Origin of the sequence: Coraliomargarita sinensis (genome assembly GCF_003185655.1) — a bacterium.
Lineage (GTDB): Bacteria > Verrucomicrobiota > Verrucomicrobiia > Opitutales > Coraliomargaritaceae > Coraliomargarita_B > Coraliomargarita_B sinensis.
The window spans coordinates 82,696-99,932 of record NZ_QHJQ01000007.1 but is presented as its reverse complement, the minus strand read 5'-3'; the positions used below and the strand labels follow the sequence as shown (position 1 = coordinate 99,932).

The following is a 17,237-nucleotide window of genomic DNA, read 5'->3' as shown; positions in this document are numbered from 1 at the left end:
TTTCCGGGAGGGTGAACCTGTAATTTAAAAGTCGATGGCAATGATTTCTCCATTGCCGAGTGTTACGCTAATTTCCGTATCGGTGGTTTTGATCACCATGCCTTCGTAGCTTTCCCCGGCGACCGGTTCCAGTGACCGGATGTACTTCCCCGGGCCGACCAGGTCTTCGATCGTCACCTCGGCCTTGCCCTCTTCCAGGAAATACTGGTCGGCGGCAGAGGCGATCTGGCGCAGGTTATTGGTCACGGCCTTTTCCTGGGAAACGGCACTGACCTGGTCGAGGGATTGAAAGGCCCGGTAGGTGGAAAAACCGATGCCTGCATAGACCCCGACAATCGTGCTGGGGACCAACATGATCGCCTGCTTATAGGAGTAGCTTCCGTAAGAGACGGAAACCAGTGCGTCTCCCTCGTAGTAGGCTGCCGATGCCGTAGGCTTGTAGAAGTCTGCTAAAAGCAAGCCATAAGCCTTCATGATCGCATCGTAGTAGGTGCCCATCATGGGGTCAGTCGATAGCTCACTTTTAAAGCTGTCCATCAGATCAATGCCGGCCGAATAGGAATACCAGATGGCTTCCGTGGGCAGGTCCTTGGTCATGTCCTTGTATTCCGGGGTTTCGACCAGTCGGGGTCCTTCGCTTTGGTCGGTCCATGTTGCATCGGTGTAGAGGACCAGATCGCCGTTGGGCCGTGCTTCGAGGAAGAGGCCCATCTTCGCTTCCTTTGTCAGTGCGGAAAAGTCCGCGGTGAGCGTGCCATTACTTTCCTTGAAGACGACCGGCATGCTTTCACTCAAAGGTTTGAGCTTCGCCACGATGCCCGCGCCGCCTTTGACGCAGGCCCATGCCGTGAACTCCGGTTGCTCGGCATTGGACAAATCGATTTTGTAGGCGATGTTCCAGTAGCCGCTCAACTCCTCGATGAGTGATTCGGGCGTGAGTTCGGTGCCGAGGATAGGCATTGCCATGTGCGATTGAACGATCTTTTCGCCCATCGGTCCCATGGTTTGCATCATGATCGTGCGGTAACTTTCGGCCAGCGGTGCGAGGTTGACCGGTCCGGATCCGGCTACGTGCGCATCCGCCGGGGCCAGGTGTGCTGCTTCAAATTTGGTCGGGCCAGCCCCTTCCATCTGATATAAACCAAAAAGGCCCTCGGGCTTGCCGTTAAAAAGCCCGACGGAACGGTTTACGTGTAAGCCCGGCCCGAGCTCTTTGGAACTTATACCGATCGATTCAAAACTGCCGAAGCCCAAGCTGTCGAAGAGCTGATTGAAGTCGATCGGGATCGGCATCATTTCAGGCGTGGCCTTCAGGATGTCGGCGTAAATTGCGTTCAGTTGGTCGCCGATTTCTTTGCCGTCGCCTTTGAAATCCATAAACGCGACGAGTGATCCGTCGGTATCAAGGTGCTGGCTGGCTTCCTGGAAGCTGCCGGCATGGCAATTGAGGGAGAGTAGAGTCGCGGCCAGGCCGGTCAGAAATTTAATGGTGTGGTGCATGCCTTGCTATTTCTTTTGAGGTTAGACTGCAGGTACCCTTTACAATGCCGTTGCGGTGTCAATAGATACCACGCCGATAAGGCAATTCCGGCCTCAGTCGAGCCTGAGGATCAGCTTTCCTCTTTCTCCTTGCTACAGAATGGAATACATGCACCGTCGCAGATTCTTCCGGATGCTGACCGCAGCGTCCGGCCAGGACCCGGATACGAAAGTTGGCCGGGCGTTTTAACCCACCAGACTTAGTATGACCTTCCCTGAACTCGGACTCGACGAGTCCATTCTTAAATCGATCGACGAATTCGGCTTCGAAGAGCCGACTCCTATTCAAGAGGGCGCCATCCCGCATATCCTTGAAGGCAAGGATGTCATTGGTTCGGCCCAGACCGGCACCGGTAAGACCGCTGCCTATGCGCTGCCTATTCTGCACCGCCTTGGCGGGCACAAAAAAGGGGCGCCGCCCCGTTGTCTGATTCTCGGGCCCACCCGCGAACTGGCTGCTCAGGTCGAAGATCAGTTCAAGTCATACGGGAAATATTGTGCGCCCAAGTGTTGCCTCATCCATGGGGGTGTGGGCTACGGCAAGCAAATTCAGGAATTGAATGACGGGGCCGATATTGTCATCGCCACCCCGGGACGTCTCCTCGACCACATCCAGCAGAAGAATTTTGACCTGCGCTCCATCGAGGTGCTTGTGCTCGACGAGGTCGACCGCATGCTCGACATGGGCTTTGTCGATGATGTGAAGCGTATCATCAAGCTCTGTAACAAGAACCGTCAGACCCTCTTGTTTTCCGCCACCGTCTCCGAGGAGATCAAGCGGCTCATTTCTTTTGCCCTGAAGGATCCGGTCGAAGTCACGATTGGCATCAAGCTCTCGCCCGCCGAAACCGTGAAGCACGAGATCTACCCGGTCGGTGCCATGCAAAAATTCGATCTGCTTATCGCGCTGATCGAGAAGATGGAAATCGACAGCATGATTATCTTTTGCCGGATGAAGGTCGGGGCCGACCGGATTACCCGCTGGCTGAAGGAGCACGGCTATCCCTGCGAGGCGATGCACTCCAACCTGCCGCAAAAAGCGCGGACCCGGGCTCTGGAAAAGTTTAAAACCGGCCAGACGAAGATTCTTGTGGCCACCGACATTGCCTCCCGCGGTCTCGATATCGCCAACGTCACCCATGTCATCAATTACGATGTGCCCGAGCATGCCGAGGACTACGTCCACCGCATCGGGCGTACTGGCCGGGCTCGGCGCGAGGGCGATGCGGCCACGATTATCGCACCGGATGAACACTCGAAACTCGATGCCATCGAAAAGCTCATCGACCAGGCGATCCCCCAGCGACGTCTCGATGGCTTCAACTATATCCACGAACCGCATATTCGGGAGACCAACAGCGCCAAGCCACGCCGCCGTCGCCGGAATTCCGCCAGCAGCAAGTTCGGCCGTCGTCGTTAGCGCCAGTTCATTGTTCTACATTGAACGTTCGATGTTGGGCGTTCGACGTTCGTTATGAACCTGATCCTCTTCGACAAACCATTCGAGCAACTGCGCCTCGAACCGGGTGATCCGAGGGGACAGCATATTCGCAAGGTCCTTCGGGCCGAGGTCGGCACGAAGGTGTTCATCGGCTTCGTCAATGCCGGGCGCGCCCGCGCTGAGGTCACTGCGCTCGATCCGGACGGTAGCGTCGCTCTGTCCGTCGTTGCCACCGAGCCCGCTCCCGAGCCGTTGCCCGTCCAGCTCCTGGTCGGCCTTCCGCGTCCCCATACCGCCAAGCGAATCCTTTTCGAAGCGGCCAGCATGGGCGTCCAGGCGCTTTATTTTTTCGAGTCCGAACGCGGCGAGCCGTCCTACGCCAAGAGCAGCCTCTGGACGAGCGACGAATGGAAGGAGCGTCTCCGTCTCGGGACCGAGCAATCCTTTGGCACCCACGTCCCCGGGGTTTCGATCGGCCCCGATCTGCAAACGGCCCTCAGTCATCTTGGCACCGATGCCGCCCGGGTCGCTCTCGATAATTACGAGGCCGGCGCGCCGATGGACCAAAGCATTCCCGATGATGCGAAGTCAGCCATCCTTGCCCTGGGGCCGGAGCGCGGTTGGTCCCCCAACGAACGCGAGGTCTTCCGCAAAAACGGCTGGACGCTGGCCCATCTCGGGCCCCACGTTCTGCGCCTGGAAACGGCCTGCACCGCAGCGCTGGCCGTGGCGGCCTCGCGTCTCGGAAGTTGGCGGGGGCAAACAACAACCGGGATTTAAATATGTCCGGTTCAAGCTAGTGGAGGATCAAATAAGTTTTTCCATTCATGTAGAGAATTTGCGCTAGCAAGGTCTTTCGACAGGCCAAGGACCTTGCGAATCGACGGCACTCTCGTGCCATCGATTCGATCTAAATTTGTTAAAAACTTATTTGAAGGAATACTAGGATATATTCATTAGGCCGGCCACCTTGGAGTTCCGCATTGATGCGGTCCCATCCGGCCCCGAAACCGCCTGAAGGCGGGACTCCAACGGGGGCGCCGCGCCACCGAGAGCCAAGTGTATAAGCCCTGCGGTTCAAGTAGAACTTGCTCCCGCTGTCATGAGCGGCTAAAGTATGACGCATCAAGATTACTAAACAGAACATTCGGACCGCACTCTGGGTCACGCTTTCCGTATTGCTGGTGACTCTTCTGCTGCAGAATAGTGCCAACGTAAATCTCCGCTTCCTGCACCTGCGTGCGCAAATGCCCTTGTTCGCGGTGATCATGCTTTCGGCGCTTTTCGGGGCCGGCATCCTCTGGTTCGCGCGCCGGAGACGCTGAAATCGCTAGCTCTGGTTGCTGGGTCGAAGGAAAAATCGTTCTGTTTGTCGGAGCGTTCTTCTTCGGGAGATAAAGGATAACCGCCTCAATATCCCCGGTGGGGTGCCACACACTTTTCACAGACTTCGAGACTGAGATCCTTCCTTTCAGCGTAGTCCTGCATCTGGCCTTTATCGACCGGGCACTGGATGGGGAAAGCTCAAGAAAGCCAATAGCAGGCGAGGCAGGCGGGCACTCCGACGATATGAGCATCCAATTTCTCTTTGTATTGACCCGTTTTTGCGGAGCGGGGCTGGGTGATAAAAAGAGATTCCGCATTACGTGTGATGACATAGCCGAGGTCGATGGATTTCTCCTCCATGAATAGACGGAGTCCTTTCAGGTCGCTGTCACTGATTAGCTTGTCTTGGTACTTGACCTCAAACGGAACGATACGCTCACCGATCTCTGCGACCAAATCGACCTCGTACGTCTTCCTTCCTTTCGATTGCCAATAAGAAAAGGTCGGTTGGTCGTGATAATAGCGAGTGAATACGTGTTTGAAAAATGCGGTTTCCACCGCATTGCCCAAGCGGTCCGGTTTTTCCAATAGCTTTTGACCATAGAGAAGAATAGATCCGGGTATCGCGGCATCAGCCAGATAGACCTTGCTCTTGCCACGTAACACTTCTTTGCCGTATCCGAAGGGTTTCAAGCTATAGATGAGGTGGGCTGCCTCGAGAAGATCCAGATGGTCCGTGAGTAAATGCCGTTTCACGCCGTCGAGTTCTTTTGAGATCGCACTGATATCCAGTACGCCGCCGTCATGGTAACAGAGGTAAAGGAAGATTTTTTCAATCTCAACGATCCTGCGGACGCCGTAGAGGGCAGTCATATCCCGCTTGAGCACTTTATCGACAATGTCTTCGCGGAGTAATCTCTGGCAACGCTGTAGGTCTTCTTCCAGTGCCGGCTCCGGAAAGCCACCCCTTAAGAGATAATCATGAAAATAGGGGGTGAGCTGCTTCGCACCTGATTGGAATTGCAGGATATCCGAGGGGCTGTGTTCGATGAGCTGCTTTAACGAGCTGACTTCTGCCATCTCGGGAACTTCGACTTGTCGTAATTTCAGGAATTCCCGGAAGGTCAGAGTGGGTAATTTGATGGTCTCCCATCGTCCAACGCCTGATTCAGACGAACCGGAACGAAGAGGGCTTGCGGATCCGGTGATGGCAATTTTCCGGTTTTTGCCGAAATCCACCTGATGCTTCAACCAGACCTGCCAGTCAGGAATGAATTGAACTTCGTCGAGAAACAAGAACTGCGGGTGGTCACTGGTGCCCGGAAAAATCTCTTCCCAGGCCTCGATCGTTTTGTTCATGCCCGCCAGCTTCAGCAGCGGATGGTCGAAAGTGGCATAGAGGATTTGCGACGGAGCAATGCCCGATTGAAGAAGGTTCCGGATCGTCTGGCGAAAAAGCGTTGTTTTGCCTACCTGCCGTGGGCCCGTCAATAATAGTGAACGCTTGCTTTTTTGATGCTCACACCACCGCGCAATCTCCTGGCTGGCTGTTCGTTCCCACTCGGGCAGGTCGGCCTGTACTTGTCCTGACCACCAGGGATTGAATTCCTGAAGGACGGAAATTAGCTCATTTTTAGGTATTAACATCTTATAATGTTAAATTATGTAATATAAGAAGTACATAAATCAACAAAATAAGAAATATTGCTCAATACCCTCGATTCGGCGCCAGCCACTTTTCACAGACTTCGAGACTGAGGTCCTTCCTTTCAGCGTAGTCCTGCATCTGGTCCCTGTCGATGGGGCCGAGTTGAAAATACTTCGCTTCGGGATGGCCGAAGTAGAGTCCGCTGACGGCGCTGCCGGGATTCATGGCGTAGCTGCTGGTCAGGGTGGCGCCGGTGTTGGCCTCGGCGTCGAGGAGTTCCCAGAGGAGTTCTTTCTCCGTGTGGTCGGGCTGGCTGGGATAGCCGGCGGCCGGGCGGATGCCGCGGTACTTCTCCTTGATCAGGGCGGCATTGTCGAGGGCCTCGTCGGGTGCGTAGCCCCAGAGCTCCTTGCGCACGCGCTCGTGGGTGTATTCGGCCAGTGCTTCGGCGAAGCGGTCGCCGAGCGCCTTGATCAGGATGGAATTGTAGTCGTCGTGCTTGTCTTCGTAGGACTTGGCCAGTGTATCCACGCCTTCAATACAGCAGACGAAGCCGCCGCAGGCGTCGGTCTTGCCGGAGTCTTTGGGCGCGACGAAATCGGCCAGGGCGTAGTAGGGCGCCTCGCCGGCTTTTTCCTTTTGCTGGCGCAGGGTGTGTAGCGTGCCGCGAAGGCTGCCATCCTCGTTGTAGACTTCGATGTCGTCGCCCACCGCGTTGGCGGGAAAGAGGCCGACCACGCTGCGGGCGCGGAAAAGTTTTTGCTCGATGATTTCGGCCAGCATGTTTTGTGCGTCCTCGAAGAGGTGGCGGGCTTGCTCGCCGTATTTCTTGTGGTCGAGAATTTTCGGGTAGACGCCCTTAAGCTCCCAGGTCCAGAAGAAGGGCGACCAGTCGATGTATTCAGCGAGGGTCTTCAGGTCGACGTGATCGTCCACCGTTAGCCCGGGTGTGTTAGGTGCTTTCAGTTCGGCCTGGCTCCAGTCGTAGTCGGGGCGTTTTTCGCGAACTTCCGTCAAAGCGAGCAGGGTGGTGTCCGACTGGCCGGCGGCATGGCGCTCGCGGCGCTTCTGATGCTCGGCTTCGAGTTTGGCCACGTAGGCCTCGCGCTTGTCCGGGTTGAGCAGGCTGTTGCAGACGCCCGTCACCAGCGAGGCATCACCCACGCGGACGATGGGCTGGTCGTATTTTGGGGCGATCTTGATCGCGGTATGGGCGGCACTGGTGGTGGCCCCGCCGATCAGGAGCGGCTGGGTGAAGCCGCGCTTCTTCATTTCCCCGGCGTTAAAAATCATCTCATCCAGTGAGGGTGTGATCAGCCCGGAGAGGCCCACGATGTCGGCGCCCCAGGCCTTGGCCTCGTTCAGGATGGTATCGCAGTCGACCATCACGCCGAGGTCCTTGACTTCGTAGTTATTGCAGGCCAGGACCACCGCGACGATGTTTTTACCGATGTCGTGGACATCGCCTTTGACGGTGGCGATGAGGAACTTGCCTTGGGCGCGGGTGTTGGGGTTGTTTTTCTTTTCTTCCTCCATGTAGGGAGTGAGGTAGGCGACGGCGCGTTTCATCACGCGGGCGCTCTTGACCACCTGGGGGAGAAACATCTTACCCGAGCCGAAGAGGTCCCCCACAATTTTCATGCCGTCCATCAGCGGGCCTTCGATTACTTCAAGCGGCCGGCCGAGTTGCTGGCGGGCCTCTTCGGTGTCGTCTTCCACGTAGTCGACGATCCCCTTGACCAGAGCGTGGGCGAGGCGTTCCTCGACCGTGCCCTCGCGCCAGGCCAGTTTGGCGGAATCGTCTGCCTGCTTGTCGGAGGCCTTGACGGTTTCGGCAAAAGCAATGAGCGCTTCGGTCGCCTCGGGATTGCGGTTCAGCAGAACGTCTTCCACCTTCTGCAGGAGCTCCGGCTCGATCTCCTCGTAGACTTCCAGCATGCCGGCATTGACGATACCCATGTCGAGGCCCGCCTTGATGGCGTGATAAAGGAAGGCCGAGTGCATGGCCTCGCGGACGGGGTTGTTGCCACGGAAGGAAAAGGAGATGTTACTGACGCCCCCGCTGGTGCGGGCGCCGGGGCAGACCTTTTTGATCTCGCGCACCGCTTCGATGAAATCGACCGCGTAGTTGTTGTGCTCCTCCATGCCGGTGGCGACGGTGAGAATGTTCGGGTCGAAGATGATGTCGCGCGGATCGAAATCCAGGCGCTCGACCAGTAGCTCATAGGCGCGCTTACAAATACGGACCTTGTCTTCCTTGGTGGCGGCCTGGCCCTTTTCGTCGAAGGCCATCACCACGATGGCCGCCCCGTAGCGCTGGCAGAGCTTGGCCTGTTTGAGGAAGCTGTCTTCGCCTTCCTTGAGGCTGATCGAGTTGACGATGCACTTGCCTTGTGCGCACTTCAGCCCCGCTTCGATGACCGACCACTTGGAGCTGTCGATCATGATGGGGACCCGCGCGATGGCAGGTTCGGCCGCGACAAGGTTGAGGAACTTCGTCATGCAGGCCTCGGAATCGAGCAGGCCCTCGTCGAAATTGATGTCGATAATGTTGGCGCCGTTTTCCACCTGCTGTTCGGCAATGGCAAGCGCTCCGTCCCAGTCGTCGTTCTTGATCAGCTTCTTGAATCGCGGTGAGCCGGTCACGTTACTGCGCTCACCGACCATGATGAAGCTGTGCTCGTCGGCGATGTTGTAGGACTCGAGCCCGCTCAGGCGGGTCATCGGCTGCAGGCTGGGCACGCTGCGGGGCGCGTGCTGGCTGACTTCCTCGACCACTTGGTGGATATGCTCCGGCGTGGTCCCGCAACAGCCGCCGACCATATTGACCAGGCCTTCTTCGGCGAAACTGCCCACGGCGCTGCCGGTGTGCTCCGGGGTTTCATCATAGCCAGTCTCCGAGAGCGGGTTGGGTAGCCCGGCATTGGGGTAGACGTGCACGTAGCATTCCGCCACCCGGGAGAGCTCCTGAAGGAAGGGGTGCATGAGGTCGGCTCCGAGGGCGCAGTTCAGCCCCACGCAGAGCGGCTTGGCATGACGGATCGAGTTCCAACAGGCCTCGACGGTTTGACCGGACAGCGTGCGTCCGGACTGGTCGGTAATGGTGACTGACACGATGACCGGAATCTTCGCTTCCTGTGTCTCCTGAAAATCGGCGATGGCGTGAAGGCAGGCCTTGAGGTTGAGCGTGTCGAATACGGTCTCCGGGAGGAGCAGGTCGACGCCGCCCTCGACCAGCGCTTCGGTCTGTTCGTAATAGGCTTGGTACAGTTCGTCGTAGCTTGTGGCCCGGTAGTCGGGGCGGTTGACGTCCGGTGACATGGAACAGGTCCGGTTGGTCGGGCCGAGGGCACCGGCCACAAATGTGGGGCGATTCTCCTGCTCGGCGATCTCGTCGGCCACCTTGCGGGCCAGGCGGGCGGACTCGATATTGATGTCGCGGACCCGTTCCTGCAGCCCGTAGTCGGCCTGGGCAATAAAGGTGCCGGAAAAGGTATTGGTCTCCACGATGTCCGCGCCCGCTTCGAAGAAGTCGCGGTGAATCTGTTCGATGATGTCCGGGCGCGTTAGGCTGAGCAGATCGTTGTTGCCTTTGAGGTCGCCTTTGACCTTTTCCAGCGAGGCATTGCGAAAATCTTCCTCCTCCAGCTTGTGTTGCTGGATCATGGTGCCCATGGCACCATCGAGAAATAAGATGCGTTCGGCAAAGAGGTCGGCTAGAAGCTGACCTTTAGCAGTAAAGGGCTTGGTTTGGCTGGATTGGTCCATAAAAACATATCAACATATTCGGATAGATTGATATGATCAAGGGCAGAATAAAACTTTAATTCCCCAGGGGATTTTGCCAGCGAATCCCCGGAAATCGATCAAAGTCATCATCGGCCGAGTAAATACATGCATCGAGACGTGTTGCAATTGCCGCGATTTGAGCATCACTGACCAGGTTGCCGCCTGTTCCCGCATCTTCGAGTAACTTTCGGACAACGATGACATCGTCTGAGATATTTTCTGCGATTTCAACAGATGGAAACTCGAGCCAATTTTCGATATAATCGAAGGCTTCTCCGGGAGTCAGTGGATGGGCAAATACACGTCGATGGCTGGCCAGCCGAACGAAAGCGAAGATGACGCCTGTCGCTAAACGGACGGGAATGTCACTTTCCAATGTCTTGCGCCACCAGGCCAGTGCTTGTTCGTGATCAGGACTGTCACGATTCACTGCATAGAGCAGGAGGTTGGTGTCAGGAAGAATCATTTCACGTCTTTTTGGCGACCATAGTTTTTCGCCGCTTCGGCTGCGAGAAAAGCTTCAACCTCGAGTTCGTCAGCCAACTCACTTAGTCGTTTGGGATCGACGCCGGGTGCCAGTCCCAGGGATCGGGGAGCCAGCAGTTCGGGACGGGACTTGGGAACGGGCTTCAAAGCTTCGCGTAGTGTTTCATTGAGCACCCGCTTAAAACTCGCTTTTCGTCGATGACAGGCATCGCGGATATAATGCTCCACATCCGGATCAAGGGTGACCGTTGTTCTCATTTAAGCATCAAAGCATCAAAATAATATGCTGTCAATATGCTAAAATGGACGCTGCTTGAAGTTTGCCGCATATGCGGCAATGTAGCGCTATGAACCGGAGGGATTATCTCAGATTCATGGCTTGCTTCTCGCTGGCGGGGTTTAAAAGCGGCAAGCTGTTCGCTCAAGATGGACATGCTGGCGGTATACGAAGCAAAGCCATCCCTGCTTCAGGGGAGCGAATTCCCGTCATCGGGATGGGAACCTGGCTGACATTCAACGTCCCTACCAGCGGATCGGTCTTTCGTCAGCGTCTCAAGGTGCTGGAGCGCTTTTTCGAACTCGGGGGCGGCATGATCGATTCCTCACCGATGTATGGAAACGCTGAAGCTGCGATTGGTGCGGCCCTGCCCGAACTCAAAGCCGACACGAAGTCTCTCTTTGCTGCGACCAAGGTCTGGTCGGCCAGCGATGACGCGGGCCGTGGCCAGTTTGAAAATTCTTTTCGCCTCTGGGGTCGCGAGCTCATCGATCTCCAGCAAGTGCATAATCTGGTGAACTGGCAGTCACATCTGAAAATGCTTCGCGAAGCCAAAGAGGAGGGCCGCATCCGTTACGTCGGGGTGACGACATCGCACGGCCGGCGGCATGATGAGCTGAAAAGGATTTTGCAGAATGAACCGCTCGATTTTGTGCAGCTCACCTACAATGCCGGACGCCCCGAGGCGGAGCCATTGATCCAGCTGGCGGCGGACAAGGGGGTCGCCGTGATTGCCAACCGCCCGCTGGGCGGCGGAGGCTTGATTGACCGCCTGCAGCGAAAGCCGCTGCCCTCATGGGCGGCCGATGCCGGGATTCACGACTGGCCGGACTTTCTCCTCCGCTGGATTGTTTCGCATCCGGATGTGACCTGCGCGATCCCGGCTTCGAGCCAGGTGGTGCACATGGAAGAGAATATGCGCGCCGGCTACCGCCCCGCCTTGGACGCAAAACTTCGCCGGCGTATGCGGCGCTACGTGGAAGCGGTTTGAATAGGCTGGAGTTCCGCCTTGAGGCGACCGCTCGTTTCATTAAGTTGCCACCTGACTTTGATATAAATACTACCGGATTGAAATCGAAGCGGTATTATATGATAGGCTCTTCTACTGCGTCGAACGCCTCAAGCTGAAATGGGAAAGACCGCCTAAAGGCGGAACTCCAACCTCGACACAAAAAAAATCCCCGGCAAATGCCGGGGATTCGGTGAAAGAAATGTGTCTCTGGATTAAACGAGTGCTTCGCTTGCAGAGGAGAAAGACTTCTTATCTTTGTCACCATCGCAACCGCCGCAATCGGCACCAGCGAGCAGCTTGGAATCAGGTGTGGTGAAGCTGGACTTTTTGTCCTTGTCACCATCACATCCGCCACAATTGCCTGCGAGAAGACTGTCTGTTTCAGTCAGACCGGACTTGGTACCTTTATCCTTGTCGCCATCACAGCCTCCACAACCTGAACCGGCAACTTGCACGGCTTGATTCGTCAGGCCGCAGGTGCCATCCTTATCGCCTTTATCACCGCCGCAGTCTTTGCCTGCGATACTGGTGCTTTGGACTTGTGCGTCTGTCTTACCGGACTTGTCTTTGTCACCGTCGCAGCCGCCACAGCCGGAACCGGCGTATGTAAGCGAAGCGGTAATCGAAAGAATTGAAAGAATTAGTAGCTTTTTCATATGAGATTCCTTTTCTGTTATGTTCTCTTGGTTAATTTGCTGAGAGAAGTAACAGACAATGAATCTGTGCTTTGGTTGCAAGTTTCTGCCTCAATTTTTCGTATTTTACCGTCAAGTGGATGATTGATCAGGCAGGTTGCCCTCTCATTGCGGGTCAGTGACTGCATTTCTTGAACGTTCCCACGAGTCATGCATACTGCATAGCATGTCGGATTCTACAGATCACAATTCCCCCTACATCCCGGTCGAGGATTACGGCATCATCGGCGACTTGAGTACTGCGGCGCTTGTCGGGCTCAACGGGTCGATCGATTTTCTCTGTTTTCCCGAGTTTGATTCGCCCTCGGTGTTTTGCGCCAATGCCGATGCCGCAAGAGGCGGGAAATACCAAATTGAGCCCCAACTTGACTCGTTTCGGGAAAAGCACCTCTACCTCCCGGATACGAATGTCCTCATCACCCGCTTTCTTTCCGACGAAGGGATTGCGGAAATTTCCAATTACATGGTGCTCTGTGAAAAAGACGACTGTGAACAGGCTTTGGTGCGTCGGGTGAAGTGCGTTCACGGTGAGGTGCGGTTTCGGCTCTATTTTCAGCCCCGTTTTAATTATGCCCGTGCCCAACATGACTGTGAGCGCGAGGGGGACAAGGTGCTCGTCTTTCGTTCCCGGGGTGAGGACGGGCTGGCCGTTCGTCTGAGGGCGGATGTGCCTCTGGAGATCCATGAGGGCGACGGCTACGCAGAATTTTCCCTCAAGACGGATGAAAAAGTGACGTTCGTCATGGACGAAGCCGTGAAGGGGGAGGAGAGCCCCTGCGCCGGCACAGATTATTCGGTCGAGTCCTTTAAACGCACCTGCAACTATTGGCGCTCCTGGATTTCTCGTTGCACTTACAACGGTCGCTGGCGGGAGGCGGTGCACCGCTCGGCGCTGGCGCTCAAGCTGCTGACCTCGCGCAAGCACGGTTCCATTATTGCCGCCCCCTGTTTTGGTTTTCCCAATGAAGTGGGCGGCGAGCGAAACTGGGACTACCGCTATACCTGGCTGCGCGACGCTTCCTTCAGCACCTATGCCTTGATGCGGCTGGGCTATACCGAAGCGGCTGAATCCTTTATGCATTGGCTTGAAGACCGGATCAACGAGCTGGAAAAGGGCGAAACCTTGCAGACGATGTACCGCATCGACGGCAGTAAGCTCGACGGTGAGTTTCATTTGAAGGATTTGGAAGGCTATCGTCAGTCGAAACCGGTCCGGATCGGTTCCACCAACCAAGACCAGTTGCAGCTTGATATATATGGCGAGGTCATGGATTCGGTCTACCTCTTCGACAAATACGGATCACCCATTTCACGGGAGCTCTGGAAGAGCCTGAGTCGACTGCTGGGATACGTCTGTGATCATTGGTCCGACGCGGATTCCGGGATCTGGGAGGTGCGCGGCGGAGACCACGAATTCCTTTTCTCCCGCATCATGTGCTGGGTGGCCATGGACCGGGGTATCCGACTCGCTCACAAACGCGGCTTGCCCGCGCCACTGGATAAGTGGACGTCCGTACGCGATGACATTTACGAAGATGTTTTTGAGAACTTCTGGGATGAGGAAAGGCAGGCGTTTGTTCAGTTCAAGGGCACGGACTCGATGGATGCGTCGACTCTGATTATGCCTCTGGTGCGGATGATCAGCCCAACCGATCCCAAGTGGATCAGCACCTTGAAAGCCATCACGGAGGATCTGGTGCAGGATTCACTGGTCTACCGTTACCGGGTAGGTGAGTCCTTTTCGGACGAGCTCGACGGCACGGAAGGGACCTTCTCAATCTGCTCATTCTGGTACATCGAGTGCGTTTCCCGAATGGGGGATCTGCAGCGGGCGCGTTACCTCTTCGAGAAGATGCTGGGTTACTCCAACGACCTCGGCCTGTTTTCCGAACAGCTCGGGGCCAAAGGCGAGTTCCTCGGCAATGTGCCACAGGCCTTCACTCACTTGGCCATGATCAGCGCAGCCTATGATCTGGATCGCCGACTTTCCGAAAATTCATCCCAAAAAGTCGGCGGCGGAAAAGGATGAGTGTTTTTTTAGAAGACAGAAGACAGAACACAGAAGTCAGAGAGCAAATGGAGTCGGGGCATTGCGTGGTCTTGTCACTTCCGTCTTCGCACTGAGAGCTACGCCGGACAAGACGCTCGGAATTGACCCGCCTAGAAACCTTTACCCTATCTCCAAAAAAACTCCCCGACCTCTGCGTAATCTGCGGTAAACCTTTTTTAAGTACGATCCGAAGATCATTCCGGATGACTGAGATAAGCTTAATAAGCGTCCATCATCGCCCATAAGCGGTCGCCAGCTACGCAGGCCCAAAGAAATTATTTTGCAGCCTCATGCCGCAGAAAACAGAGGTCAGAGGCGGAAGGTGGATGTAGCATCGATCCGTAAGGTCGATGATCCATTAGGTCTTATACCGCGACTGCATTTGTCTATTGTCACTCTCGCCCGGAAGACGAATGCTTGCACAGATAACCCTATCTGTGGAGCAGCATTTTATTGAAAGAGACATCACATACTGAAGAGAAGACCGCGCTTGAATGGCTGGCACGCGACTATCCGGACAGCCCGAAGAAGCGCTTGAAGCAATGGTTCGCGCGCGGGCGGGTGCAACTCGACGGCCATCCGCTGACCAAGCCCCATCATCGCTTGGAGGATCCGGGCGAACGCCTGCGGATGGGCGAGGCTGTGCCCGGTGCGAAAGTCTTTTTCAAACGGATGCCGACGCGCATCCATGCCCAGGTCAATCTGCTCTATATCGATCGCTCGCTGGCCATCGTCAACAAAGGTGCCGGCCTGCTCTCCGTGCCGTTGCCCGGTAAGTCGCAGCCTTCTGCTTTGAGCCTTCTCGAAACTTATCTGCAGGGGAAAGGGGCGGCCGAGCTCGATCACAACCGGGTGAATCGCAAAGTGCTGACGCCCCTGCCGGTGCACCGGCTCGATCAATACACCAGCGGCTTACTCTGTTTCGCCATGAACGCGGAGGCGCGCGAGCATTTGGTCAAACAAGTGCGGGAGCACAGCTTTCTTCGTGAATACCTCGCTCTAGGGGACGGCAAGTTGGCACCGCGAAAGGGGACCTGGCGCAGCTGGTTCAAACTCGATGAGCAGGGGATGGAGCAAACCGTATTCGATGAGCCGACGGAGGGGGCAACTGAAGCCGTCAGTCATTACGAAGTGCTGGATACCATCACTTGGCCGGCCGGTGGCGGACGCGAGCACACCGTATCCCGCCTGCGCCTGCGCTTGCAGACCGGACTGAAACATCAACTGCGCATCCATGCCGCACGGGCGGGTGTGCCACTCCTGGGCGACCGCTTTTATCACCCGGATTTCAAAAAGGCCGTCGGGCAGGGCACGGGCCAGCCCTACGGCTGTAAGCGCCAAGCCCTGCACGCCTCCAGCATTGGATTTGTCCACCCCGAAACCGGTAAGACCAAGCGCTTCAGCAGTAAATTTCCCCGCGACCTGGCCGAGCTGGAAGAAAGCCTGCGGGACAAGGGGGCCACGTAGCTCCCGTCTACGCTTTGCAAGCTTCGCCGGACAAGACGCCGGCCACGTAGCCTCGTTCGTGAGAACGGGATCCGCCTTCGCCCTTCGGGACTACGGCGTGACAGGTCGGTTGGCGGTGTTTGCTAGCCGGTAAGCTTTAGTATTCAAGCAAGCCCCCGTGGCCTCGTTCGTGAGAACGGGGATCGATGCCTATCGAGGTGCCTCTCATTCCGAAAAGAAGACGACAAAATAATTTCCTTGAGCCAGCGTAGCTGGCGACCGCTGATGGGCGCTGATAAACGCTTACCGTTGGTGAAGGATGAGTGATCAGGATATGGGATATTCGCTTCGCTGGATATGGGGATGTTCGGTAATTCGGTTTCGGCCTAACGAGGAACTAGGAACCAACCCAACGCCCCAACCACAACTCAACCACTCAACGACGCACCAATCCAGCCCCACTCACCACTCAACCACTCAACGACGCACCAATCCAGCCCCACCCACAACTCAACCACTCAACCACCCACCAATCCAGCCCCACTCACGACTCAACCACTCAACCACCCACCAATCCAGTCCCACTCACCACTCAACCACTCAACCACCCACCAAACCTGCCCCACTCAACCACTCAACGACGCACCAAAGCAGCAACCACACACAGATAAAGCCTTAACCGACAACTGGCAAACGGGTCACTGGAAACCCGCAAATCTTAGATTTGCCTCTCCGGCAACCGGCGCTCTGCGGTTCAAATTCGACACGGATTGAATCGCAGCGTTGTATTAAACTTGCCCAAAGCATGGCTTCCCCTTCGGCTGATGGCGTGACGGATCTAGCGGAAAAATTTCCCAACGTAAACGAACAGGCCTGGCCCGTGCTGGAGTCTTGGGTCGAGCTCATTCGGGAGTGGAACGAAAAGATCAATCTGATCTCGCGCAAAGATATCGAGCATCTGGAGGAGCGGCATCTCGCACACTGTCTGGTAATCACCAATCATCTCAAGCTGATGCATGGCGCGCGGGTCATGGATGTGGGCACCGGGGGCGGCTTCCCGGGTCTGATTATGGCGATCTGCTACCCGCAGGCGCAGTTTACTTTGATCGATTCGATCGGTAAGAAAATCGCGGTGGTGCAGGATATCGCCGACAAGCTGAACCTGAAGAACGTCGACGCGCGCCAGTGCCGGGCCGAGTCGGTCAATAAACAGTTCGACTTCATTACCGGTCGCGCGGTCAAGAACCTGCCCGAGTATTTCAGCTGGATCAAAGGCAACCTCCGCAAGGGGCAGCGCAACTCGATTCCCAACGGAGTCCTCTATTGGAAGGGTGGGGCACTGCAGCCGGAATATGATGCCATCGGGATTCGCCCGCGTCTAACCATCGATTTGCAGGCGGAGCTGCAGGACGACTATTTTGCCGAGAAATACATCCTGCACTTTGACGCGAGGGATGTCCCGCGTGTGCGCGGCCGGGCGGTGGAACGCGGATGAACCGGCATCGCAAACGTTTGTTTGCACTAGCAA

At 56.2% G+C, this 17,237-nt stretch carries 13 protein-coding genes; 7 read left to right on the top strand and 6 right to left on the bottom strand.

What is annotated here, in order from left to right; all coding sequences use genetic code 11:
* Positions 1-24: 24 nt before the first annotated feature.
* The gene (locus DDZ13_RS10565) at positions 25-1,500 is read right to left on the bottom strand and encodes a hypothetical protein (protein ID WP_110131426.1); all 1,476 of its coding nucleotides are present in this window, start codon (positions 1,498-1,500) and stop codon (positions 25-27) included.
* A 244-nt stretch (positions 1,501-1,744) separates the two neighbouring features.
* Here DDZ13_RS10565 and DDZ13_RS10560 point away from each other — a divergent pair, with 244 nt between their 5' ends.
* The 3 genes from DDZ13_RS10560 to DDZ13_RS16030 all read left to right on the top strand — a co-directional run bounded on the left by DDZ13_RS10560 (position 1,745) and on the right by DDZ13_RS16030 (position 4,305).
* Entirely contained in the window at positions 1,745-2,959 is a 1,215-nt protein-coding gene (locus DDZ13_RS10560; protein ID WP_110131425.1) for a DEAD/DEAH box helicase, read from the top strand.
* 54 nt (positions 2,960-3,013) lie between these two features.
* On the top strand, positions 3,014-3,760 hold the full coding sequence (locus DDZ13_RS10555; protein WP_110131424.1) for an RsmE family RNA methyltransferase: 747 nt from the start codon (positions 3,014-3,016) through the stop codon (positions 3,758-3,760).
* Positions 3,761-4,164: 404 nt separating this feature from the next.
* The gene (locus DDZ13_RS16030; RefSeq protein WP_158279888.1) at positions 4,165-4,305 is read left to right on the top strand and encodes a LapA family protein; all 141 of its coding nucleotides are present in this window, start codon (positions 4,165-4,167) and stop codon (positions 4,303-4,305) included.
* 199 nt (positions 4,306-4,504) lie between these two features.
* Here the strand turns inward: DDZ13_RS16030 and DDZ13_RS10545 are convergent, their stop codons facing one another.
* From DDZ13_RS10545 to DDZ13_RS10530, 4 genes are all read right to left on the bottom strand, one after another.
* Positions 4,505-5,953, bottom strand: a complete 1,449-nt coding sequence (locus DDZ13_RS10545) for an ATP-binding protein (RefSeq protein WP_110131422.1) — start codon at positions 5,951-5,953, stop codon at positions 4,505-4,507.
* Between the two features lie 61 nt (positions 5,954-6,014).
* On the bottom strand, positions 6,015-9,722 hold the full coding sequence (gene metH / locus DDZ13_RS10540) for a methionine synthase (protein ID WP_110131421.1): 3,708 nt from the start codon (positions 9,720-9,722) through the stop codon (positions 6,015-6,017).
* Positions 9,723-9,777: 55 nt separating this feature from the next.
* Positions 9,778-10,209, bottom strand: coding sequence for a TA system VapC family ribonuclease toxin (locus tag DDZ13_RS10535; RefSeq protein WP_110131420.1), 432 nt, complete (start codon positions 10,207-10,209; stop codon positions 9,778-9,780).
* A complete protein-coding gene (locus DDZ13_RS10530) occupies positions 10,206-10,487 on the bottom strand; it encodes an antitoxin (RefSeq protein ID WP_110131419.1) in 282 nt (93 codons plus the stop codon). Before DDZ13_RS10530 ends, DDZ13_RS10535 begins: the two co-directional genes overlap by 4 nt.
* A gap of 116 nt (positions 10,488-10,603) precedes the next feature.
* On the opposite strand from DDZ13_RS10530, the gene DDZ13_RS10525 reads away from it, so the two are divergent.
* Positions 10,604-11,497, top strand: a complete 894-nt coding sequence (locus DDZ13_RS10525) for an aldo/keto reductase (protein WP_199221102.1) — start codon at positions 10,604-10,606, stop codon at positions 11,495-11,497.
* A gap of 233 nt (positions 11,498-11,730) precedes the next feature.
* Here DDZ13_RS10525 and DDZ13_RS10520 read toward each other — a convergent pair whose 3' ends face one another.
* A complete protein-coding gene (locus DDZ13_RS10520) occupies positions 11,731-12,174 on the bottom strand; it encodes a hypothetical protein (RefSeq protein WP_110131417.1) in 444 nt (147 codons plus the stop codon).
* A 205-nt stretch (positions 12,175-12,379) separates the two neighbouring features.
* Between DDZ13_RS10520 and DDZ13_RS10515 the strand changes: the two genes are divergently transcribed.
* From DDZ13_RS10515 to rsmG, 3 genes are all read left to right on the top strand, one after another.
* Positions 12,380-14,242 carry a glycoside hydrolase family 15 protein gene (locus tag DDZ13_RS10515; protein ID WP_110131416.1) on the top strand — a complete coding sequence of 621 codons (1,863 nt, stop codon included), beginning with the start codon at positions 12,380-12,382 and terminating at the stop codon, positions 14,240-14,242.
* A gap of 474 nt (positions 14,243-14,716) precedes the next feature.
* Complete coding sequence (locus tag DDZ13_RS10510; RefSeq protein ID WP_110131415.1) at positions 14,717-15,730, top strand: RluA family pseudouridine synthase; 1,014 nt, start codon at positions 14,717-14,719, stop codon at positions 15,728-15,730.
* Between the two features lie 784 nt (positions 15,731-16,514).
* Positions 16,515-17,204: a 16S rRNA (guanine(527)-N(7))-methyltransferase RsmG gene (gene rsmG / locus DDZ13_RS10505; RefSeq protein ID WP_110131414.1), complete on the top strand. Its 690-nt coding sequence runs from the start codon at positions 16,515-16,517 to the stop codon at positions 17,202-17,204.
* The last annotated feature ends 33 nt before the right edge of the window (positions 17,205-17,237 follow it).

Coding starts and splice junctions, on each gene's coding strand:
- rsmG (WP_110131414.1), top strand. CDS start 16,515: ATGGCTTCCCCTTCGGCTGATGGCGTGACGGATCTAGCGGAAAAATTT.
- metH (WP_110131421.1), bottom strand. CDS start 9,722: ATGGACCAATCCAGCCAAACCAAGCCCTTTACTGCTAAAGGTCAGCTT.
- DDZ13_RS10545 (WP_110131422.1), bottom strand. CDS start 5,953: ATGTTAATACCTAAAAATGAGCTAATTTCCGTCCTTCAGGAATTCAAT.
- DDZ13_RS10530 (WP_110131419.1), bottom strand. CDS start 10,487: ATGAGAACAACGGTCACCCTTGATCCGGATGTGGAGCATTATATCCGC.
- DDZ13_RS10515 (WP_110131416.1), top strand. CDS start 12,380: ATGTCGGATTCTACAGATCACAATTCCCCCTACATCCCGGTCGAGGAT.
- DDZ13_RS10535 (WP_110131420.1), bottom strand. CDS start 10,209: ATGATTCTTCCTGACACCAACCTCCTGCTCTATGCAGTGAATCGTGAC.
- DDZ13_RS10525 (WP_199221102.1), top strand. CDS start 10,604: ATGGCTTGCTTCTCGCTGGCGGGGTTTAAAAGCGGCAAGCTGTTCGCT.
- DDZ13_RS10560 (WP_110131425.1), top strand. CDS start 1,745: ATGACCTTCCCTGAACTCGGACTCGACGAGTCCATTCTTAAATCGATC.
- DDZ13_RS10520 (WP_110131417.1), bottom strand. CDS start 12,174: ATGAAAAAGCTACTAATTCTTTCAATTCTTTCGATTACCGCTTCGCTT.
- DDZ13_RS10555 (WP_110131424.1), top strand. CDS start 3,014: ATGAACCTGATCCTCTTCGACAAACCATTCGAGCAACTGCGCCTCGAA.
- DDZ13_RS10565 (WP_110131426.1), bottom strand. CDS start 1,500: ATGCACCACACCATTAAATTTCTGACCGGCCTGGCCGCGACTCTACTC.